The sequence below is a fragment of the Rhizobium esperanzae genome, assembly GCF_014197615.1.
Classification (GTDB): Bacteria; Pseudomonadota; Alphaproteobacteria; order Rhizobiales; family Rhizobiaceae; genus Rhizobium; species Rhizobium esperanzae_A.
This window is the reverse complement of the sequence record NZ_JACIFY010000002.1, coordinates 327746-348524: the sequence shown is the minus strand read 5'-3', so window position 1 is coordinate 348524 and position 20779 is coordinate 327746. Positions and strand designations below refer to the sequence as shown.

Genomic DNA, 20779 nt, shown 5'->3' with positions numbered 1-20779 from the left:
GCGTGGTTCGTGCTTCAGGCTTGCACGATGCCGAGCAGAACGGCCTTGGCGATCGCCTGGAAGCGGTTGTTGGCGCGGAATTTCAGGATGATTCCGGCTTCGAGATCCCTGGTCTCGTCATGCTTCAGGTCGAGCGCCCGGGCGATGCGCTGGGTGGAATAGCCTTCTGCCATCAGTTCCAGACAGCGAAGTTCCCGCGGGGTGAGGCTGGAACTGTCCTGATTGTCGTTGAGCGGCTGAGTCTCGATGCTGTCGTCGAAATCGAGGAGATCGCCGACCTGCTGGAGCTGGCGGTGCAGCGTCGACATCTCGGCCGTCAGTTCGCGCTTGCGCGCCTGCAGGGCCTCGCGGAACATCGCTTCGGCCCTTTCCTGCGAATCGGCTTTGCGAAGTTCGTCCATCAGTTCCTGGATGACGGCAATCGGCATGCCCGTCTCGCGACAGACGGTAATGACCGCCATACGCATCACATCGTCTTGTCCGTAGACCCGCATCAGGCCGATGCGATTGGCCGAAATCAACCCTTTTTCTTCGTAAAAATGCAGTGTCCTGTGCGTAACGCCGAATGCGTTAGCCATATCGGCAATGGGCACGGGACCGTCTGGCAGATCCGGCGGCAGCGCGGCCGAAGGCAGAAACCGGTATTTCGACCGGGCCTCCGACGCAATACCGGCGGTAGCAAACAGGCGTTTGGAACCGTCTGGCATGAACCCTCCTAGGGCATCGTGTTGCACCTCATGCTGATTTGCCAGTTGCTTCCCAGGCGCGGCGAGTGGGGTTTTCCTCTAGGCATTCTATCGTGGGAAAGAAGCAGTACGCGGCGTACGTTTACGCGATACAATGTCCACGTTATGCGTGAACGATCTTTTTTATAAGTGCTAAAAATAATCTCTTTTAAATGGGATAGCAACGTGACGGCATATTTTACGCCGGTTGTCGGGTGTGCTGCAGCAAAATATCTGCTGCACTGCGGCATCTGCTGGTCGTCTTCAAAGGCGATGGGAATTACTATTTGCGGTACGCGCGGGTGCGCCCATCAGCGATCTTCATCGCATCCATCTGCGAATCTCGTTGGCCATCGCACGGCACTTGGCTTAAAAGCAGGCCTGTTATTTCCGTGACCGATGGATGCCCGCCATGCCCGCCAAGCTTTCCGTGAACCTCAACGCCATCGCCATGCTGCGCAACCGGCGCGATCTGCCCTGGCCGAGTGTCGAAGCGCTCGGGCGGATCGCCCTTGCAGCAGGCGCCAGCGGCCTGACGGTGCATCCGCGCCCCGACCAGCGCCATATCAGATTTTCCGACCTGCCCGTCATCCGCAACCTGATCGACGACGAATTCCCGAAGGCCGAATTCAACATCGAGGGTTATCCCACAGAGGAATTCCTCGATCTCTGCGCGGGTGCCGCGCCCGAGCAGGTGACGCTGGTGCCGGACGACCCTTCGCAGGCGACCTCCGATCATGGCTGGGATTTCCGCAAGCACCAGGCATTCCTCACCGATGTCGTCGCACGGCTGAAGACGATGGGATGCCGTGTCTCGCTTTTTGCCGACGGCGATGGCGATGTGGAAGCGGTCAAGATCGCCAAGACGGTCGGCGCCGACCGGATCGAACTCTACACCGGCCCCTATGGCGGCTGTTACGACGCTCCGGAACGCGCTGCGCCGATCCTCGAAGCACTGGGGAAGACGGCGGATGCGGCGCTGGCGACCGGCCTTGGCGTCAATGCCGGGCATGATCTGACGGTGGCAAACCTGCCTGATCTGGTGAAGCGTATTCCCGATCTCGCCGAAGTCTCGATCGGCCACGGGCTGACTGCGGATGCACTGGAATATGGCATGGCGGAAACGGTTCGGCGGTTCTGCAGGGCTTGTGGTCAGAAGGTTTGATTGAGGGGTAGCTTCCTTCGTGACGCGTCATCCGTGAGTGACTCATCTGAGGTAACGAGGTTTTCTCATTCAAAATCAGACCGCTCATCCCTGCGACAAGCGCAGGGATGAGCGGAATGTTCAATGGGCAGCGCTGCCAGCCGCCGTCAGCGCAGCCTTATGCGCCACGAAGAAATCCTTCAGCGGCTGCGGCTGCCTGCCCGTCAGCTTGGCGAAGTCTCCGGTGACGATTGCAAATTTGCCGGCGCGGGTGTTGGCGTCGGCGGAGACCAGCATGTCGGCGATGAAGCCGGGCAGGCCGGCGCCGCGGATGCCCTGGCCGAGCTGCTCGTCCGTGACGTCGACCACGTCGAGCGGCTTGCCTGATGCTTCGGAGACGGCGGCGGCGACCTGCCGGTTGGTCAGCAGCTCGGTGCCGGTCAGCGTATAGGTGGTGCTTTCGGAGGCGCCGGAGGCAAGGGCTGCGGCGATCGCCATGGCGCAGTCGTCACGCGCGATGGTCGCGATCTTGCCGTCGCCCGTGGCGGTGTACCATTTGCCGCCCTGCAGGTTGTGCGGCATCGCGTGCAGGTAATTGTCGTGATACCAGGCGTTGCGGAAAATCGTATAGGCGACGCCGCTTGCCTTGACGGCGTTCTCGCTGCCGAGGTGATCGGGTGCGAAGACGACGAGCGAATCATCCGGCGCCGGCATCGAGGTATAGGCGATGTGCTTGACGCCCGCCTTGGCGGCGGCAGCGACGGCAGCCTTGTGCTGGACGAGCCGTTTGCCGGGGGTATCAAGCGCGTCGGTGCTGATGATCAGCAGCCGGTCGACGCCGGCGAAAGCCTTCTCCAGGCCGGCCGCATCATCGAAATCGGCCTTGCGGGTGACGACGCCCTTGTCTGCGAGAGCGGAGAGCTTCTCGGGGCTGCGCGTTGCCGCGACGATCCTGCCCGGGGCGACCTTATAGGTCTCGATGAGGTGATGGATGACACGCTGGCCGAGCTGTCCGGCAGCGCCGGTGACCAGGATGGTTTCGCTCATACGTCATTTCCTTCTGCGTTTGATGGTGGTCTCAAAAAGAGACTAACACTAGAATAGGAATTGACTTGCCGGTGTAAAGGAGGCAGTTTTTCGGCTGCAAGTTACCAAAAGGGAACCACCAGATGAGCGGCGAGGTCCTCAGCCTCAAGAACAGGATGCCGGGCATGCGGCGCGAGATCGATCTCGCCGGTCTCGATTTTTCCAATTGCCCGGTCCGGGACATGATGCAGCACATCGGCGGCAAATGGTCGACGCTGCTGCTGGAAGTGCTGGCGGCCGAACCCCGCCGCTTCGGCGAGTTGCGGCGCCTGCTCCCCGATATCTCGCAGCGCATGCTGACGCAGACGCTGCGCGACCTGCAGAGGGACGGTTATGTCAATCGCGAAGTGTTCCCGACCAAGCCGCCGAGCGTCGAATATTCGATGACCGATCTCGGCCGCTCGCTCTACCAGCCGCTGTCGCAGCTTCTGAACTGGGCGGAGATGAACCACGAAGCGGTGCGTGACGCCCGCCTGCGTTTCGATTCCGACAACAGTTAGAGCGGCTTACTGCCGCGACCTTCCGTCAAGAACAGCAGGAAGGCGAGCGCCGGGAAGGCGAAGCCGATCCAGGCCGTCATCGTCCAGCCGCCGGTCGCATAGGCCCAGCCGCCGAGCGCCGAGCCGAGCGCGCCGCCGGCAAAGAAGGTGGCCATGAAGAGGCCGTTCAGCCGGCTGCGGTGTTCCGGGTTCAAGCCATAAATGGCGCGCTGGCCGCAGACGAGATTGGTCGTGACGCCGAAATCGAGCGTGATCGCGGCCACTGTCAGAAGGATCAGGGCGGTGAGCGAGCCGTCGCTTGCGAAATGGCCGATCAGGAAGGACGTCATGCCGAGCAGCATGGCGATGGTCGAGGCGATCTTCGTCATGCCGCGGTCGGCGAGCCGGCCGGCGATCGGAGAGGCGATGGCGCCGGCGGCACCGGCGAGCGCAAAGAGGGCGATGCCGTTCTGCGTCAGGCCGAAGGCCGGGCTTGCGAGCAGCAGCGGCGTCGTCGTCCAGAACAGGCTGAAGGCGCCGAACATGCCGGCCTGATAGAGGGCGCGGCGCTGCAGCACGCGCGAGGTCAGCGCCAGATGCGCCATGGAGGCGAGCAACTCACCATAACCGAGCTTCGTCTTCGGCAGGCGGACCGGCAGGTTGGCGCGCAGGACGGCGGCGAGCACGAGCATCAGCGCCGCCGTGACGTAATAGACCATGTGCCAGGAGGACGCCTCGGCGACGAAGCTTGCGAAGGGCCGCGCCAGCATGATGCCGCAGAGCAGGCCGCTCATGACATTGCCGACGACCTGGCCGCGCGTCGCATCGGGTGCCATGTTTGCGGCAAAGGGAACCAGAACCTGAACGGCGACCGAGGAGAGGCCGATACAGAGCGAGGCGGTGAGGAAGGCCGTGGGCGTCGACGACAGTGCCGCGCCGATCAATGCAACGGCAGAGACGGCGATCAGCATCAGTACCAGACGGCGGTTTTCGGTGAGGTCGCCGAGCGGCACGATGAGCAGCAGACCGAGGCCATAGCCGATCTGCGTCAGCGTCACGATCAGGCCGGTTGCGGCCGGCGTGAAGCCGAGTTCGGTGCTGATCGGGCCGGCAAGCGGCTGGCCGTAATAGAGATTGGCGGCCACCAGCCCGCAGGCGGCGGCGAAAAGGAAGGTGAGCCAGGGAGATAGCGCCCGTGGAATGGCCTTATCCGGCGTGGTGGCTGAAACGCTCATCAGAAACTCCGGTATGATTGAAAAATTTAGTGGCAAATCGTCCTGCCGCCACCCGTTTCCCGCCGGGGAAGTGCAGGGCACTCGGGGGAGTATCAGGTCACCAGCTTTATCGCGGCTTCGGCCGCCGCCGCCATTTGCTCACCGCTGCGTCCCGTCTTGCCGATGACGCGCATGCCCTTGGTGAGGCAGAGCAGGGCAAGTGCTACTCCCGATACATCGAGATCAGCCGAAATCGAGCCGTCGGACTGGCCGAGGCGGATGAGGTCGGCGAGAAGTGTCTCGTCGGTCGCAAAGGCGGTGGCGACCCGCTCGGCGGCCTCTTCGTCGAAGAGCGCGAGATCGCCGGCGCTGCCGACGACGAGGCAGCCCTGCCTGCCGATCTGCCCGTGCGAGGAGGAGGCAAAGAAGGTGATCAGTGCATGAAGCTTGTCGCGGCCGGTCTCGACGCCGGCAAGTTTCGCGTAGAGCAGGCCGCGGCGTACGGCGCGGTAGCGATCGAAGGCGGCCAGGAAGATGCCGCGCTTGTCGCCGAAGGCCTTGTAGACGCTGCCTGACGCAAGCCCCATGGCTTCTGTGAGTTCGCTGATCGAGGCGGCGTTGTAGCCGCGCTCGGAAAAGACGCGGAGGGCCGCGTCGAGGGCGGCGTCCGCGTCGAATTCCCGCGGACGGCCGCGGCCCCGGGGCTTATCTTGATGGTCGAGGGTCGTTGCTGTCATGTCCGCCTAATTAGGAAATGATCATTTCCAAATCAAGCGAAATTTTGCGACGCAGCAAGCCGGCGGGTGACGTCATAAGGCAAGAACCCAGTTTTGGCCGTTGGCCTCCGGACCGAACATCCGATGTCTCTCCTCGGAGACAAGGCGAAAGCCTGTTTTGACATAGATGGCGCGGGCGGTTTCCAGCATGTCGTTAGTCCAGAGCTGGAGCTCGCTGTAGCCCTTCTGCCTGCAAAAGCGGATGCACTCGTCGACCAGCAGCTTGCCGAGTCCAAGGCCGCGGGCTGATTTGTCGACATAAAGCAGCCGCAGCTTGGCGATGCCGTCGCCGCCATTGGTGACGAGGACGGAGCCGACATTGATACCGCCGCGTTCGGCAATCCAGCAATATTCGAGCGCCGGATCGAAATTGGCGAGGAACTTTCCGGCGACCTCGGCGACCAGCGCCTCGAAGCGCAGATCCCAGCCATATTCTTCGGTATAGAAGCGGCTCTGGCTCTGGATGATCCAGCCGATATCGCCGGCGCGGTGGGCGCGGATGATGGCGGGCGCCGGTTTTGCCGTGGGGTCCAGCAAGGCGCGGATCGTGTGCATGGCGGAAACCGCCGCTTCCGGTTCGCCGCTCGCCAGAGTGTCGAAACGGGCGGCGATCTGGGCATTGGCGCGGCGGCCGAGTTCCTCGAACTCCTCCCGTCCCCGGTCGGTGACATTGATGATTTGACTGCGCAGATCGGCCGGATCGGGATCGGTCCTGATCAGCCCCTCGGTGCGGAAACGCTTGAGGATGCGGCTGAGATAGGCCGGATCGAGATGCAGGTCGCCGGCAAGTGCCGTGGCGCTGACGCCGTCATGCGAGCCGATCTCGAAGAGGATACGGGCATCCGTCAGCGTATAGGGCGAGTCGAGATAGGCCTTGTTCAGGAGGCCAAGGAAATTGGTGTAGAAGCGGTTGAAATCGCGGGCGGTTTCGATGAGGGCAATGTCGGACATGGAGATCTCCAAAGGGAGATCTCGTCAGGTTGCTGACAAGGCCCGCCACCCACATCTCCGCCATGCTCGGGCTTGTGCCTTAAGCATCTATGCCGGTCGATGGGGCAGCAGATCCTCGGCACAAGGCCGAGGATGACGTCGAGTAAAGACGATGCGTGTCTACAAACTGACAAAAGTCTCCGATGAAGACTCTTGTCATGCATTTAGTTGACTGAGTCAACAAAATCAGCCTGCCTCAGGCGGCTTCCTCTTCCACTTCTTCCTCTGCGCCAAGGGCGAATTCGACCGCCGCGCGGGCATGGATCGTCGTGGTGTCGAAGCCCGGCAGCGGCAGGCGGGTGGGGTCGAGGATCAGGCAGATCTCGGTGCAGCCGAGGATGATGCTGTCGGCGCCGTCGTCGACAGCGCGGTCGATGATATCGATCAGCTTTTCGCGCGAGCTGTCGTGCACCCTGCCGGCGCAGAGTTCATTGAAGATGATGTCGTGCACGGTGGTGCGGTCGGCGGCGTCGGGCACCATGATGTCGATGCCGTGACCCTTCATGCGCTCGGCGTAGAAGCCGTGCTCCATGGTGTAGCGGGTGGCAAGCAGCAGCGGGCGCTTACGTCCGTCGGCGCGCAACGATTTTGCCGTCTCGTCGATGATGTGGATCAGCGGCACGGAGATCCGGGCTGCGACCTCATCGGCGATCAGGTGCATGGTGTTGGTGCAGATGAGGACGCAGCCGGCGCCGGCGCTCTGCAGGCGTTCGGCAACATCGCCGAGGCGGCGGGCGGCGCCATCCCAGTTGCCGGCCTTCTGAAGGGCGACGATCTCCTCGAAATTGACCGAATGCAGAATGAGTTCGGCCGAGGCGAGGCCACCCTTGCGGGCGCGCACCATCTCGTTGACGAGACGATAATAGACCGCCGAACTTTCGAAACTCATGCCGCCGATCAGGCCGATCGTTTCCATCTCTTCATGCTCCCATGCTTCGAGTTTCGAGAATGATGCCGCAATGCCGGCGCGACGTGTTTGCGTTGTTTGTCCTGCGCCTCCAATATGTGCTATTATTTTGCGTGATTTTGAGTAATTGCGCAAAACTGGGGCGGAAGGTTTATTTCTCACACATGCTGGATGATCGCGACAGACGCATTCTCGATATGCTGCAGAAGGATGCAGGCATCTCCGTGACCGACCTTGCCGAGCGCGTGGCGCTTTCGGTGTCGGCCTGCTCGCGGCGCATCCAGCGGCTGGAGGAAAGCGGCCATATCGCCCGGCGCATCATCGTGCTCGATCGGGAGAAAATGGGTGTGCCGACGACGGTCTTCGCACTGGTGAAGACGGCGCACCATTCCGACGAATGGACGGAAAGCTTCCGCAGGATCATCAGCGACATTCCCGAGATCGTCGAGGCGCACCGGTTGACCGGCAATCACGATTACATCCTGAAGATCGTCCTGCCGCGCGTCGAACATTACGATGTGATCTACAAGCAGATCGTGCGCAAGCTTGAACTCTTCGACGTCTCGGCGTCGATCTCGATGGAAGAATTGAAACATGGAATGGCGATACCCGTGGGCTACGCCCGGTAAATGTCATTTGAAAGGGGCGTGGGTAGTATGAGCGATAGCGATATTCGGAGCTTTTTCATGCCAGGGGAAAAGCTTCTTTGGTCAGGGCGTCCCGCCCAAGGTTTTCTTTTGACATCGCGGGATTTCCTCCTTGTTCCGTTTTCGCTTCTCTGGGGTGGTTTTGCGATCTTCTGGGAAATCACTGCCATCAGCACGGAAGCGCCCGTTTTCACAAAATTATGGGGTATTCCATTCGTGCTTATGGGCCTGTACATCACGGCAGGACGCTTTTTCGTCGATGCGGCGGTGCGGGCCCGGACGGAATACGTGTTGACCGACAGACGCGTGATCATTCGCAGAAGTGGGCTCTTTCGACATTTGTCCACCAATCAGCTCGAACTTCTACCGTCGATCAGTCTTGAAGAAGGCGGCCGCGGCAGGGGCACGATCAAGTTCGGTGTGCCATCCAACAGGAGGAAGAGCGGCTGGACACCCGGCCTCGCCGACGAGCCCCAGCTTCTGGGGATCGACAATGCGCGACAGGTTTACAGCCTCCTGGAAAAAGCAAGATCGGAATGCCGGAGCCGATAATCCTCAGCGCCATCGATAACGATTAATTTAACTCGATGTGGAACGTTTTTCGATATATTATGTTCACCTTTGGTTCAGGAGGAAGGGAGGATATTCCTCCTCTTGGAGGAAGAGGAGAACAGTCATGAGAAAGCTGGCAATCGTCACGTTAGGCTTGATCATGGGTGCCCCCGGTGTCGCGCCGGTTCAGGCGTTTCCGGCTATCAACCCACCCAGGATCGAAGCACAGCAGCAGGTAGAGCAAGTGCAATGGCGTGGCCATGGCGGTCATTGGGGTGGTGGTTATCATGGAGGCGGGTATTACGGCCATCATCACAATGGATCAGGCTGGGGCTGGGCGCTCGGCGGTCTGGCCGTCGGCACCATCATCGGCGGCGCACTGGCGCAGCCCTATTACGGTTCGTATTACGGGTCGCCCTACGGCTATTACGGCTCGCCCTACGGCTACTACCGCAGGCCTTACGGTTATTACGGCGGCTACTATGGCAGGCCCTACCGGGCCTATGCGTCGTCCGCCTATTATGGAGGGGGCGGCGGTCACGAGAGCTGGTGCTATGCCCGTTATCGTTCGTACAGGGCGTACGACAACACCTTCCAGCCCTATCATGGGCCCCGTCGTCAGTGCGTCGGTCCCTATTGATAGGCACTGACGCATCTGTGTTATGACTTGGTTCCAAGCCGCCCAACGTCTTGCAGGCCGTTAAGCGGCCTTTTCGGCTGCGATCGGCGCAGGGGAGACATGCCAAAACGGCGGTTGCAACCTTCGCGGCGAAGGCCACATTGGCTTTCAGCGAAATGGCGCAGAAGGGGCAGGTCATGAGCGATCATCATGTCGTCGTTGTCGGCGGCGGTTTCGGCGGGCTGCAGCTCGTCAACGGGTTGAAGGGCGCAGGGGTACGGATCACGCTTGTCGACCGGCGCAACCATCATCTCTTCCAGCCGCTGCTCTATCAGGTGGCGACGACCATTCTCTCCACCTCGGAAATCGCCTGGCCGATCCGCCGCCTCTATGCCGACCGACCCGACGTGACCGTGCTGCTCGGCGAGGTCTCCGATGTCGACAGCGGCGCGAAGACGGTTTCGTTACGCAGCGGCATGACTCTGGGGTACGACACGCTGGTGCTGGCGACCGGGGCGACGCATGCTTATTTCGGCCATGACGAATGGGAGCCGGTGGCGCCCGGTCTGAAGACGCTGGAGGACGCGACGACGATCCGCCGGCGCGTGCTGCTCGCCTTCGAGAAGGCGGAGATGGAGGCCGATCCGGCCGTGCGCGATGCGCTGCTCACCTTCACCATCGTCGGCGCCGGGCCGACCGGGGTCGAGCTTGCCGGCATCATCGCCGAGCTCGCGCATTTCACCCTGCCGAAGGAATTCCGCAATATCGACACGCGCAAGACCCGCGTCGTGCTGGTCGAGGCCGGCCCGCGCGTGCTGCCGACCTTCGCCGAGGAGCTTTCGGCCTATGCGCAACAGGCGCTGGAGAAACTCGGCGTCGAGGTGCTTCTCGGCAAGCCGGTGACGGAGTGCGGCGCTGACGGCGTCAGGATCGGCGAGAGCTTTATCCCGAGCCGCACCATCGTCTGGGCGGCCGGCGTCACAGCTTCGCCGGCCGCCCGCTGGCTCGGCGTGCCGGCCGACCGGGCAGGGCGCGTCGTCGTCGAAAAGGATCTGAGTGCGCGCGGCCTGCCCGGCGTCTTCGTCATCGGCGACACCGCCTCGGTCCTGCGCGAGGACGGCAAGCCGGTGCCGGGCATCGCACCCGCCGCCAAGCAGCAGGGCGGCTACGTCGCCAAGGTCATCCGCGCGCGCCTCTCGGGCAAACCGGCCCCCGCGCCCTTCAAATATTGGCACCAGGGGAGCCTGGCGACGATCGGCCAGAGTGCGGCGATCATCGATTTCGGCCGGATCAAGCTCAAGGGCTGGATCGCCTGGTGGATCTGGGGCATTGCCCACATCTACTTCCTGATCGGCACCCGCTCGCGCTTCTCCGTCGCCTGGAGCTGGCTGTGGATCTACTTGAGCGGCCAGCACAGCGCGCGGCTGATCACCCAGCGGGAGACGATGCGGGAGGAGGGGTAGGGTGCGTCTTGGGGCAGATCGCAGATAGTGGGAGAGGGGAGTGCCTCACGGCACGTCGTCACCGGAAACCAACCCGGCGCCACGCCGCGAAAGCGACACACCCAAGCTTGACACATCTCCCCACACGCCCTTAGCATCCCGCCCGCGTCTCCCCACCACCGGGGCCGCATCCAGCCGTAACAACGGACAGAGGTTCCAATGCGCCGAGTCACTTCTCACGAAAATCACATCCGAATTTCTGAGAAGTTGGTGGTTCATGCGCACTTTGAATCTGGGCATCCTCGCCCATGTGGATGCAGGCAAGACTAGCCTTACCGAAAGACTGCTTTTCAACGCCGGCGTCATCGACAAGCTTGGCAGCGTCGATACCGGCAATACACAGACGGACAATCTCGAACTCGAGCGGCAGCGCGGCATTACGATCAGGGCCGCGGTCGTGTCGTTTGCGATCGGCGACAGGATCGTCAATCTGATCGACACGCCCGGCCATCCGGATTTCATCGCCGAGGTCGAGCGGGTGTTGGGATTGCTGGATGCGGCGGTCGTCGTCGTTTCGGCGGTCGAGGGCGTGCAGGCGCAGACGCGCGTGCTGGTGCGGGCGCTGCGGCGGCTCGGCGTTCCCTTCGTCTTCTTTGTCAACAAGGTCGATCGCCCCGGCGCTCGCTATCAGGAGGTACTGGAGGCGCTTGCCGCGCAGCTTTCGGTCCGCCCGGTCGCCATGTCCTCGGTCATCGATGCCGGGAGAAAATCTGCCCGGGTCGAGGCGCTCGCTCCGAGAGACGAGCCGCTTTTTTCGGCGCTCTGCGAGACGCTTGGGGAAAATGACGAGGCGCTGCTCGACGATTATGTGCTCGCCCCCGATCGGCTGACTAGGGAAAGGCTCGGGCGTTCTCTGGCCGATCAGGTGGCGAGGGGGCTGGTGCATCCGGTCTTTGCAGGTGCTGCGATGACCGGCGTCGGCGTGCCTGCGCTGACGTCGGCGATCGCGACGATCTTGCCCGAGCGGCGCCCCGATCCGGACGGTCCGGTTGCCGGCAAGATCTTCAAGATCGAGCGCGGCTGGGGCGGGGAAAAGCTCTGCTACATCTACCTGACCTCAGGCACGGTCCGGCTACGGCAATATCTGGATCTGCCGAAAGGCCCGGAACGGGTAACCGCGATCCAGGTGTTCGAAGACGGCCGAGTTGATGGCGCCGAGAGCCTCCACGCGGGAAAGATTGCGCGTGTCAGCGGCCTGCCCGGCGCTCGCATCGGCGATACGGTGGGCGGCGGTCCGCTCGCAGGCGGGCGGGTGCATTTCGCGCCGCCGACCCTCGAAACCCGCGTTCTTGCCCGCCGCCCTTCCGAGAAGGCTGCGCTCTGGCTGGCGCTGAACCAGATGGCCGAACAGGACCCGCTGATCAATCTGCGCCGCAACGAGGAGACGGACGAGGTCTTCATCTCGCTCTATGGCGAGGTGCAGAAGGAGGTGATCCAATCGACCCTGCTCACGGATTTCGGCGTCGAGGCAAACTTGGAGGAAAGCACGGTTATTTTGGTCGAGAGGCCCGTCGGCACCGGAGCAGACCTGCAGCTCCTCTTCAAGGAGCCCAATCCGTTTCTCGCCACCATCGGCCTGCGCGTCGAGCCGCGACCGCCCGGGGCGGGCAACAGCTTTGCGCTTGAAGTGGATGTCGGCCAGATGCCGGCCGCCTTCTATCGGGCGGTCGAGGAAACCGTGTTCGACACGCTGAAGCAGGGCATTTCGGGCTGGCAGGTCATCGATTGCCACGTGGCGATGACGGCAGCCCGGCATAGTTCGCCGGCAAGCACCGCCGCCGATTTCCGCCAGCTGACCCCCTGGGTGCTGGCCGCGGCGCTATCGGCGGCGCAAACCGTGCTTTGCGAACCGGTCGACCGTTTTCATCTCGAAGCGCCGGCGGAAAGTTTGAGCGGTGTGCTCATCTTGCTTGCGAAAGCGGCCGCGATGACGACGGATTCCGTGATCGCCGATGGCGTCGCCCGGCTGGAAGGCACCATGGCCTCTCAGATTGTGCGGAATGTCCAGCAGCAATTGCCAGGCCTGACGAGCGGAGCGGGGACGATGGAAACCGTTTTCGATCATTATGCCCCGATGGCCGGCCCGCCGCGCTTGCGCCGGCGTTCGGGGCCAGATCCGTTTAACGGGGCAGAATATCTGCTGCGTTTGCGGGGGAGTGTGTGACGGGTGTCCCACGGCATGCCGGCCCGATTCCAGCTATGAGGCGGGTACTCCGGAGCAGCGCTTACGGGCGATGCTTCGAGGCGATCCTTGGGATCGCACCTGAGCATGAGGGAGGGGGAGTTTGCCGCTATAAAAAAGGCGGCCCTTTCGAGCCGCCTTCCATTTCCTCAAGCCGCCAGCGAGGCGATGTCGATGACGAAGCGGTAGCGGACGTCGCTTTTCAGGACGCGTTCATAGGCTTCGTTGACCTGATCGATGTTGATCTTCTCGATCTCCGAGACGATGTTGTGCTTGCCGCAGAAATCCAGCATTTCCTGGGTTTCCTTGATCGAGCCTATCATCGAGCCGGAGATGCTCTTGCGGCCGGGAACGATCGCGAAGGCATGCACAGGGATCGGGTTCTCAGGCACGCCGACGACCACGAAGGAACCATCCACCTTCAGCAGACCGAGATAGGCGTTCCAGTCGATCTCGGCGCTGACGGTGCAGATGATGAGATCGAAGGTGCCGGCGAGCTTGGTGAAGGTTTCCGGGTCGTTGGTGGCGTAATATTCCTTGGCGCCGAGCTTCAGACCGTCTTCCTTCTTGGAAAGGCTCTGGGAGAGAACGGTGATATCGGCGCCCATGGCCGAACCCAGCTTGACGCCCATATGGCCGAGGCCGCCCATGCCGACGATCGCGACCTTCTTGCCGGGACCGGCATTCCAGTGGCGCAGCGGCGAATAAAGCGTGATGCCGGCGCAGAGCAGCGGCGCGGAGGCATCGAGCGGCAGGTTGTCCGGGATGGACATGACATAGCCCTCCTTGACGACGATCGAGTCGGAATAGCCGCCCTGCGTCCTCGTCTTGCCGTCGGCTTCGAAGTCATTATAGGTGCCGCTGAGACCCGGCATGTACTGTTCGCGGTCGAGGTCGCGCTCGACGCAGCCGATGCAGGAATCGACGAAGCAGCCGACGCCGACGCGGTCGCCGACCTTGAACTTGGTGACGGCCGAACCGACGGCGGAAACGATGCCGGCGATCTCATGACCGGGCACGATCGGATAGACGGCGTTCTTCCATTCGTTGCGGACGGTGTGGATGTCCGAATGGCAGATACCGGCAAACTTGATGTCGATGACGACGTCATCGGGGTTCGGGTTGCGGCGCTCGAAGGTGAAAGGGGTCAGCGGCTTGGAAGCGTCGGTGGCGGCGTAGCCTCTTGCAATAGGCATGGGAACCTTCCTTTTCGTTCTGGGAGGGGTTGAGCGGGATGGCGGACTATTGCCCGGAACGGCGGGAGAGGGTTAGAGCGATCCTCTCAGCTTTTTGCACGATCCTGCAAAAGTGAGGCGCCTATCTGTTTGCGAAACGGCCGAGGCACTCTAGATAAGAGCGGTATCGACGGCGTCGGACAATCGACAGAAAGAGTTGCCGCATGACCTTGCCCTTCAGCCCCTATCAGGAAATCGTCGACATCGCGATGCGCTTTGCGCCCGGCGACGGTGAGTTCTCGACTGCCATCGGCAATCTTCACGTCAGCCGCCGGTCCAAGCCGAGTGATCCCCTGCACAGCAGCTACCGGCCCTGTTTCGCCTTCGTGCTGCAGGGGGCGAAGAGCCTGCAGCTCGGTACGGAGCAGATCAGCTACGGCACCGGCGATTATCTCCTGACCTCGCTCGACCTGCCGGTCGCCTGGCGGGTCACGGAAGCGAGCCCCGAGGTGCCGCATCTCTGTCTCGGGCTGGCAATCGATTCCGAGAAGCTCCTGGAGTTGCTCAGCCGCATCGACGTTCCGCGCCCGGCCGCCCATACCGACGGGCAGCGCGGGATGGTGGTGAACGTCGCGCCGCCGGAGCTGATGGATGCCGCCGTCCGCCTGCTGCGTTTGCTCGATCGTCCAGGCGATATTCCCGCCATGGCGCCGCTGATCGAGCAGGAAATCCTTTACCGGGTGCTGACCGGGCCGCACGGCGCGCGGCTGATCAACATCGCCACGGCAGACAGCCACAGCAACAGGATCGCCCGCGCCGTCGCCTGGCTGAAGGAGAATTTCGCGCGGCCGCTGCGCATCGAAGACCTTGCCGAGCGCGTCAATATGAGCGTGTCGTCCTTCCATCACCATTTCAAGTCGGTGACGGCAATGACGCCGGTGCAGTATCAGAAGCAGCTTCGCCTGCATGAGGCGCGCCGGCTGATGCTGGTGGAGCGGCTCGATGCCGGCACGGCCGGCCACCGCGTCGGTTATCAGAGCCCGTCGCAATTCAGCCGCGAATATAGCCGCCTCTACGGCGCGTCGCCGGCTCGCGATGTCGATGGTGTACGTGAGATCATCGCGGCGGAATAGCATTGAGGACGTCGGCGGTTGCCGGCCAGCCATTAAAGGATGTTTGACGTTTCCCGGCTAGGCTGGCGCTAACAATCAAGCAGGCACCGCCGTCCGCATGACGCAAGCACCGTTACTTTCCATCGTCGCGCCTTGTCACAACGAGGAAGAAGGCCTGCGTGAATTCTGCCGGCGGGCCGCCGCTGCCGCGCAGAGCGTCGCCGGCGATGCCTTCGAGCTCATTCTCGTCGATGACGGCTCGTCCGACCGCACCTGGGAGATCATTTCGGATCTGGCGGCAAAAGTGCCTGAGGTGCTCGGTGTTCGTCTCCTGCGCAATCACGGTCACCAGTTGGCATCGACCGCGGGTCTTTCCGTGTCGCGGGGCGAGCGCGTGCTCCTGATCGACGCCGATCTTCAGGATCCGCCGGAGCTGCTTTTGATGATGATGCCGATCCTCGAGCGTGGTGCCGACGTCGTTTACGGTCAGCGTACGCGCCGCGACGGCGAAACCTGGTTCAAGCTCGCCTCCGCTTCGCTTTTCTATCGCGCGCTGTCCAAGCTCGCCTCCGTGACCATTCCCCGCGATACCGGTGATTTCCGGCTGATGCGCCGGCGCGTCGTCGATATCCTGCTGGCAATGCCGGAGCGCGATCGCTTTATCCGCGGCATGGTCAGCTGGATTGGCGGCAGGCAGGTGGCTCTCCCCTACGAGCGTGACGCCCGTTTTGCCGGCACGACGAAATATCCGCTGCGCAAGATGATCAATTTTGCGCTCGACGCAATCACCAGCTTTTCGACGACGCCGCTGCGTATGGCCACATGGCTTGGCATGATCAGCGCCGGTGTCGCGATGGCGCTGCTCGTCTATACCTTCGTTCGCTGGCTGGAAGGCGAAACGGTCACCGGCTGGTCGTCGATCATGGCCGCGGTCAGCGCCTTCAGCGCCATCCAGCTGATCTGCATCGGCATCATCGGCGAGTATCTTGGTCGTCTCGTGCAAGAGAGCAAGAAGCGGCCGATGTTCATGATTGAGACGATCCTGCGCGGCAGCGAACACGCCGAGCTGTCGACAGTTTTTCCGGAGATGAGCGCCAGCGACAAGCGCACTGCGCTGGATGCGGCCTTTGCATCCGGTGAGCCGCCGCGGTCGCAAAAGAGCAGCCGGATAGGATAATGGATCATATCGTGACGCCTGCCGCGGTCGCAGCCGAGCCCAAGGAATCGATCGCCAGACAGGATTCCACCGTTGCGATCGTCGCTTTCGTCGGGCTTGCCGCGGCCCTGGTGATACTGTTTCCGCTTCCGCCGGTTCTCGATTACGCCAATCACTACGCCCGGATCTGGCTCCTTTCGGGCGGGATCGGCGAGCAGCCGTTTCCGCAAATCTATGCGATCGACTGGAACCGCACCTTCACCAATGTCGGGATCGACATTCTCGCCACTTGGCTGGGGCCGCTTGTCGGCCCTGACAGACTGGCGCGGACGTTGCTTTTCCTGGCGATCGTGCTGCCGCCGCTCGGCGCGGTCGGATTGCACCGCGCGCTTTTCGGAGGCCGGCACCACTGGCAGACCGCCATACTGTCGTTCGGCTGGTGCGCCACCATGATTGGCGGCTTCATCAATTTCCAGATCGGCCTCGGCATGGCGCTCGCCTTCGCCTGCGTCGACCTCCGACTGCAGGGCGGAAATCCCGCCATGCTTTTTGCCTGGCGTCTTGCCGCCGCGCTGCTGCTGACGGTGATGCACATCTTCTCGCTCGGCTTCTATGTGGCGATCGTCTGCGGCCTCGAATTTTCCTGGCGCTTCGATATCGTGCGATCAAAGGCGGGTCTGTTCAGGCTTGCCGGCCGGTTGGCACTCGCACTTGGCGCCTGCGTGCTGCCGCCACTCGTACTTTATCTGCGGACGCCGGCTTTGCCCGGCGGCGGTGGCGACGGCCTCGCCCTTGCCTGGAACGACGGCGTCGTCCTGATCGTCATGAATTTGCTCTCCGCCATCGTGACCTATATCCCGTTCGTGGATGTCGTGCTGGTTCTGCCATTGATCCTCATCTGCACGCGTGCCGCACGTGCCGGCGATATCCGCATTCATGCCGGGCTTGCGGTCGCCGCCTGCGGCCTGCTGCTGCTCTCTTGTGTTTCGCCCCGCCACATGCTCGGCACCGGCTGGATCAGTTGGCGCTTTCCGATCATGACGGCGCTCGTCGCCATGGCGATGGTGTGTCCCTTCGTCAATCTCACGCGCCGGCAAGCGGTATTGCTTTCGCTCGTCATCAATCTCGCCGTCTTCGGCCGTACCGGCTGGATCGGCTGGAACTGGTGGCTGGCACAAAATGACGTCGCTGCTGTCGAGACTGTACTGGAAAAGGTGCCGGCTGGTGCCGCCGTGCTGCCTCTTGGGCATGAGCCTGAAATAGCGAGCGACCTTGCTCACCCCAATCGGCATTTTGCCTGGGGACTGGATACCTTCCGGCACCTGCCGACGCTTGCGGTGCCCTTCTCGCATGCTTTCGTGCCGACGATCTTCACTGCAAAAGGCAAGCAGCCGCTATCGGTTCTGCCACCGTGGTCTGAAATCGCCGTTCCCGAGGGCAATCTGCTGTCCATCGCAGTGCTTTCATGCCCGGCAATGATGCAGGAATATAAGGGCTTCACGCCCTATCTGTCGGACTGGCGCAGCCGTTTCGATTTCATCCTTGTCGCCAATGCCGATCTCCCCGACCGCATCGTCGGCACCTTCATGCCGGCGGGCCTGAGGCTGGTCGAAGATGCCGGTTTCGCGAAGCTCTATGCGATCGACAAGGCAACGCCGGCAGAGCCTCTCGTGCCCCCCGCCGCTTGCGCTGCGGCGTCATAGATTGCCTGTGAATCGGGCATGATGGCGGCCGCCATCCGGTTCGGGTTATCCGCTGATCAGCCGGGAAATTTCAGCGCCTTGTCATTGCGGCATTTGGCAAGGGCAAGCTGGCGGAAGGAAAGGATTTTGGTGATGCGCTCTTTCCCATCCGTCTCCACACGCATGCAGGCGCAGGCATAGCCGTAATTGCCGTTGGTTTTCACGTAATCGTGTTCGGAGATGTCGGGGATCAGTTCCATGCCGTCCACCGCGTCGGCGTCCTCGCCCTGGGTCATGATCGTCCAGGTGTTTTCCGCATCCTCCAGCCACCAGTTGGCGGGCGTCGGGTTCTCGATCCAGCCGCAGCGGGTCTCGGCGGCCTGCGCATTCGCCGCGACGGCAAGGGCTGCGGTCATCGCCGCGACGGCGATCTTGTCTTTCATTGGCTTCCCCCAGCTGTAGATGTCAGTTGTTGATCGCGGTGATCGCCCAATGGCTTGTCTCGCAGGCGTCGTCCTCGCAGACCGCGCCCATCCAGACGGCGCCGTTCGCCAGCATGACGCCGTCGCTGTTGACAAAGAGATCGCCATATTGCTGGCGTCCGACGGCGCGGCGGGTCTCCGGTGTCACCAGATCGTCGAAATTGTCGACGAAATCTTCCGCATTCTCCACATCATAGGTCTCGCCGTTGGCCTTGACGGTCAGCGGATATTCGGCAAGCCCTGCGATGGTCTCGGCATCGCCCGTGCGCATCGCCTGGACGAGTTGGCGCAGCAGCCGGTCGAAACTCGCGGCATCGCCATGCAACTCCTCGATCTTGTTGTAGACCTCGTTTTCCGGCTGCGCGAAGGCGCCGGAGGCGACGAGGAGCGTTGCTCCGAGCAGGAGAAGGGCAGGCAGGCGCGACATCAAAGGCTCCCGGCAAATGGCGTGGCGTGACATTATGCAATCGTCCGGAGCGCGCCTATCCAATTCTGGTGTCTCATCGAGGTTTCCCGTATAAAAAATCTGTCGCGGCCTTCTTGACGGCCCGACCGGTTTATCGCATAAACCTCACGAACCGTACCGTACGGTACTTACCTGGGAGCCATGACCGTGTCCGTCGATACCGCAGAGCCGAGCGAATTCTCGCCGCGCCAGAACGCCGTTCTGGAGCAGGCGCTGCGGTTGCTCGTCGACGGCGGCGAGAAGGCGCTGACGACCTCGGGGGTGGCGCGCGCCGCCAACTGCTCGAAGGAAAGCCTCTATAAGTGGTTCGGCGACCGCGACGGGCTCTTGTCGGCGATGATCGCCTATCAGGCGAGCAAGGTGCGCACCTTCGAGCGCAACGGTGAGCGGCTGACGGCGGCGAGCCTGCACGACCATGTCGTCATCTTCGCACGCGATCTTCTCGAAGTACTCGCCGGCGACGTCTCGCTGGCGCTGAACCGCCTGGCGATCGGCCAAATCAACAAGACGGAGGCGAACCGCGACGGCTCGAAGCTCGGCAAGCTCTTGCTCGAACGCGGCCGCCGCCAGATCGACCGGCGCGCCATGGCGCTGATCGACGCCGGAAAGAGGGCAGGGCTGCTGCGCTTTGCCGACGCGGACGAAGCCTATCATACGCTTTACGGCCTTGTCGTTTCCGACCTGCATGTGCGCATGCTGCTCGGCGAACCCGGCCTCAAGGATACCGCGCGCCAGGCGGAGAGGGCGGTGACCGCCTTCCTCCGGCTCTACGGCACGGACAAGGTTCTGGCGGAGATGCCGGTTCTCGGCTGATCCGCTTTCATAACAGTCAACACGACAAGCAAAGGGAAGGAACTTCAAATGCGCGTCTATTACGATCGTGATGCCGATCTCAACCTCATCAAGGCCAAGAAGGTCGCTATCATCGGCTACGGCTCGCAGGGCCGTGCCCATGCGCTGAACCTCAAGGACAGCGGCGCCGGCAACGTCGTCATCGCGCTCAAGGCTGGTTCGCCCACAGTCAAGAAGGCCGAAGCCGACGGCTTCAAGGTCATGACGGTTGCCGAAGCCGCCGGCTGGGCCGACCTGATGATGATGGCGACCCCGGACGAGCTGCAGGCCGACATCTACAAGGCCGATATCGCTGCGAACATCCGCGACGGTGCAGCCATCGCCTTCGCTCACGGCCTCAACGTACATTTCGGCCTGATCGAGCCGAAGGCTTCGGTCGACGTCGTCATGATCGCGCCGAAGGGTCCGGGCCACACGGTTCGTGGCGAATACCAGAAGGGCGGCGGCGTTCCCTGCCTCGTTGCCGTTCATCAGAACGCTTCCGGCAATGCGCTTGAACTCGCTCTCTCCTACGCCTGCGGCGTCGGCGGCGGCCGTTCGGGCATCATCGAAACCAACTTCCGCGAAGAGTGCGAAACCGACCTCTTCGGCGAACAGGTCGTTCTCTGCGGCGGTCTGGTCGAACTCATCCGCGCTGGTTTCGAAACGCTCACCGAAGCCGGTTACGCTCCGGAAATGGCCTATTTCGAGTGCCTGCACGAAGTGAAGCTGATCGTCGACCTGATCTATGAAGGCGGCATCGCCAACATGAACTACTCGATCTCCAACACGGCTGAGTGGGGCGAATATGTCTCCGGTCCGCGCATCATTACCGCCGAGACGAAGGCGGAGATGAAGCGCGTCCTCAAGGACATCCAGACCGGCAAGTTCACCTCCGACTGGATGCAGGAATACCGCGCCGGCGGCGCCCGCTTCAAGGGCATCCGCCGTCTGAACGACAGCCACCAGATCGAGGAAGTCGGCACCAAGCTCCGCGCCATGATGCCCTGGATCGGCAAGAACAAGCTGGTCGACAAGAGCGTGAACTAAGC

General features: G+C 62.4%; 21 protein-coding genes. 12 read left to right on the top strand and 9 right to left on the bottom strand.

The genetic code is table 11. The features are described 5' to 3' along the window. Positions 1-14 precede the first annotated feature (14 nt). Positions 15-707 carry a MerR family transcriptional regulator gene (locus tag GGD57_RS04295; RefSeq protein ID WP_184467152.1) on the bottom strand — a complete coding sequence of 231 codons (693 nt, stop codon included), beginning with the start codon at positions 705-707 and terminating at the stop codon, positions 15-17. 430 nt (positions 708-1137) lie between these two features. Here GGD57_RS04295 and GGD57_RS04290 point away from each other — a divergent pair, with 430 nt between their 5' ends. Then, positions 1138-1890, top strand: coding sequence for a pyridoxine 5'-phosphate synthase (locus GGD57_RS04290; RefSeq protein ID WP_184467150.1), 753 nt, complete (start codon positions 1138-1140; stop codon positions 1888-1890). 120 nt (positions 1891-2010) lie between these two features. Here the strand turns inward: GGD57_RS04290 and GGD57_RS04285 are convergent, their stop codons facing one another. Beyond that, a complete protein-coding gene (locus GGD57_RS04285; RefSeq protein ID WP_184467148.1) occupies positions 2011-2916 on the bottom strand; it encodes an SDR family oxidoreductase in 906 nt (301 codons plus the stop codon). A 122-nt stretch (positions 2917-3038) separates the two neighbouring features. Between GGD57_RS04285 and GGD57_RS04280 the strand changes: the two genes are divergently transcribed. After that, positions 3039-3455 carry a winged helix-turn-helix transcriptional regulator gene (locus tag GGD57_RS04280; RefSeq protein WP_184467146.1) on the top strand — a complete coding sequence of 139 codons (417 nt, stop codon included), beginning with the start codon at positions 3039-3041 and terminating at the stop codon, positions 3453-3455. Here GGD57_RS04280 and GGD57_RS04275 read toward each other — a convergent pair. The 4 genes from GGD57_RS04275 to GGD57_RS04260 form a co-directional block, all read right to left on the bottom strand. After that, positions 3452-4669 carry an MFS transporter gene (locus GGD57_RS04275; protein WP_184467144.1) on the bottom strand — a complete coding sequence of 406 codons (1218 nt, stop codon included), beginning with the start codon at positions 4667-4669 and terminating at the stop codon, positions 3452-3454. The two genes, GGD57_RS04280 and GGD57_RS04275, sit on opposite strands and share 4 nt — an antisense overlap. 92 nt (positions 4670-4761) lie before the next feature. Then, entirely contained in the window at positions 4762-5385 is a 624-nt protein-coding gene (locus GGD57_RS04270; RefSeq protein WP_184467142.1) for a TetR/AcrR family transcriptional regulator, read from the bottom strand. Between the two features lie 72 nt (positions 5386-5457). Next, positions 5458-6375, bottom strand: coding sequence for a bifunctional helix-turn-helix transcriptional regulator/GNAT family N-acetyltransferase (locus tag GGD57_RS04265; RefSeq protein ID WP_184467140.1), 918 nt, complete (start codon positions 6373-6375; stop codon positions 5458-5460). A gap of 235 nt (positions 6376-6610) precedes the next feature. Then, the gene (locus GGD57_RS04260) at positions 6611-7330 is read right to left on the bottom strand and encodes an aspartate/glutamate racemase family protein (RefSeq protein ID WP_184467138.1); all 720 of its coding nucleotides are present in this window, start codon (positions 7328-7330) and stop codon (positions 6611-6613) included. A 155-nt stretch (positions 7331-7485) separates the two neighbouring features. Between GGD57_RS04260 and GGD57_RS04255 the strand changes: the two genes are divergently transcribed. The 5 genes from GGD57_RS04255 to GGD57_RS04235 all read left to right on the top strand — a co-directional run bounded on the left by GGD57_RS04255 (position 7486) and on the right by GGD57_RS04235 (position 12805). Continuing rightward, on the top strand, positions 7486-7950 hold the full coding sequence (locus GGD57_RS04255; protein ID WP_184467136.1) for an Lrp/AsnC family transcriptional regulator: 465 nt from the start codon (positions 7486-7488) through the stop codon (positions 7948-7950). A gap of 27 nt (positions 7951-7977) precedes the next feature. Further along, entirely contained in the window at positions 7978-8520 is a 543-nt protein-coding gene (locus tag GGD57_RS04250; RefSeq protein ID WP_184467134.1) for a PH domain-containing protein, read from the top strand. Between the two features lie 124 nt (positions 8521-8644). Further along, a complete protein-coding gene (locus GGD57_RS04245) occupies positions 8645-9160 on the top strand; it encodes a BA14K family protein (protein ID WP_184467132.1) in 516 nt (171 codons plus the stop codon). Positions 9161-9336: 176 nt separating this feature from the next. Next, entirely contained in the window at positions 9337-10602 is a 1266-nt protein-coding gene (locus GGD57_RS04240; protein WP_184467130.1) for an NAD(P)/FAD-dependent oxidoreductase, read from the top strand. A 256-nt stretch (positions 10603-10858) separates the two neighbouring features. After that, positions 10859-12805 carry an elongation factor G gene (locus tag GGD57_RS04235; protein WP_184467128.1) on the top strand — a complete coding sequence of 649 codons (1947 nt, stop codon included), beginning with the start codon at positions 10859-10861 and terminating at the stop codon, positions 12803-12805. Between the two features lie 167 nt (positions 12806-12972). Here GGD57_RS04235 and GGD57_RS04230 read toward each other — a convergent pair whose 3' ends face one another. Continuing rightward, on the bottom strand, positions 12973-14019 hold the full coding sequence (locus GGD57_RS04230) for an NAD(P)-dependent alcohol dehydrogenase (RefSeq protein WP_184467126.1): 1047 nt from the start codon (positions 14017-14019) through the stop codon (positions 12973-12975). Between the two features lie 203 nt (positions 14020-14222). On the opposite strand from GGD57_RS04230, the gene GGD57_RS04225 reads away from it, so the two are divergent. The 3 genes from GGD57_RS04225 to GGD57_RS04215 all read left to right on the top strand — a co-directional run bounded on the left by GGD57_RS04225 (position 14223) and on the right by GGD57_RS04215 (position 17969). Further along, positions 14223-15131: an AraC family transcriptional regulator gene (locus tag GGD57_RS04225; RefSeq protein WP_184467124.1), complete on the top strand. Its 909-nt coding sequence runs from the start codon at positions 14223-14225 to the stop codon at positions 15129-15131. 97 nt (positions 15132-15228) lie between these two features. Next, a complete protein-coding gene (locus GGD57_RS04220; protein ID WP_184467122.1) occupies positions 15229-16287 on the top strand; it encodes a glycosyltransferase family 2 protein in 1059 nt (352 codons plus the stop codon). Then, the gene (locus GGD57_RS04215) at positions 16287-17969 is read left to right on the top strand and encodes a hypothetical protein (RefSeq protein WP_184467120.1); all 1683 of its coding nucleotides are present in this window, start codon (positions 16287-16289) and stop codon (positions 17967-17969) included. The genes GGD57_RS04220 and GGD57_RS04215 overlap by 1 nt, the downstream gene beginning before the upstream one ends. A 56-nt stretch (positions 17970-18025) precedes the next feature. Here the strand turns inward: GGD57_RS04215 and GGD57_RS04210 are convergent, their stop codons facing one another. Both GGD57_RS04210 and GGD57_RS04205 read right to left on the bottom strand, forming a co-directional pair. Beyond that, on the bottom strand, positions 18026-18391 hold the full coding sequence (locus tag GGD57_RS04210) for a DUF4087 domain-containing protein (protein WP_184467118.1): 366 nt from the start codon (positions 18389-18391) through the stop codon (positions 18026-18028). 22 nt (positions 18392-18413) lie between these two features. After that, positions 18414-18857: a hypothetical protein gene (locus GGD57_RS04205; protein ID WP_184467115.1), complete on the bottom strand. Its 444-nt coding sequence runs from the start codon at positions 18855-18857 to the stop codon at positions 18414-18416. Between the two features lie 180 nt (positions 18858-19037). Between GGD57_RS04205 and GGD57_RS04200 the strand changes: the two genes are divergently transcribed. Next, complete coding sequence (locus GGD57_RS04200; protein ID WP_184467113.1) at positions 19038-19709, top strand: TetR/AcrR family transcriptional regulator C-terminal domain-containing protein; 672 nt, start codon at positions 19038-19040, stop codon at positions 19707-19709. A 48-nt stretch (positions 19710-19757) separates the two neighbouring features. Then, positions 19758-20777 carry a ketol-acid reductoisomerase gene (gene ilvC / locus GGD57_RS04195; RefSeq protein ID WP_184467111.1) on the top strand — a complete coding sequence of 340 codons (1020 nt, stop codon included), beginning with the start codon at positions 19758-19760 and terminating at the stop codon, positions 20775-20777. The last annotated feature ends 2 nt before the right edge of the window (positions 20778-20779 follow it).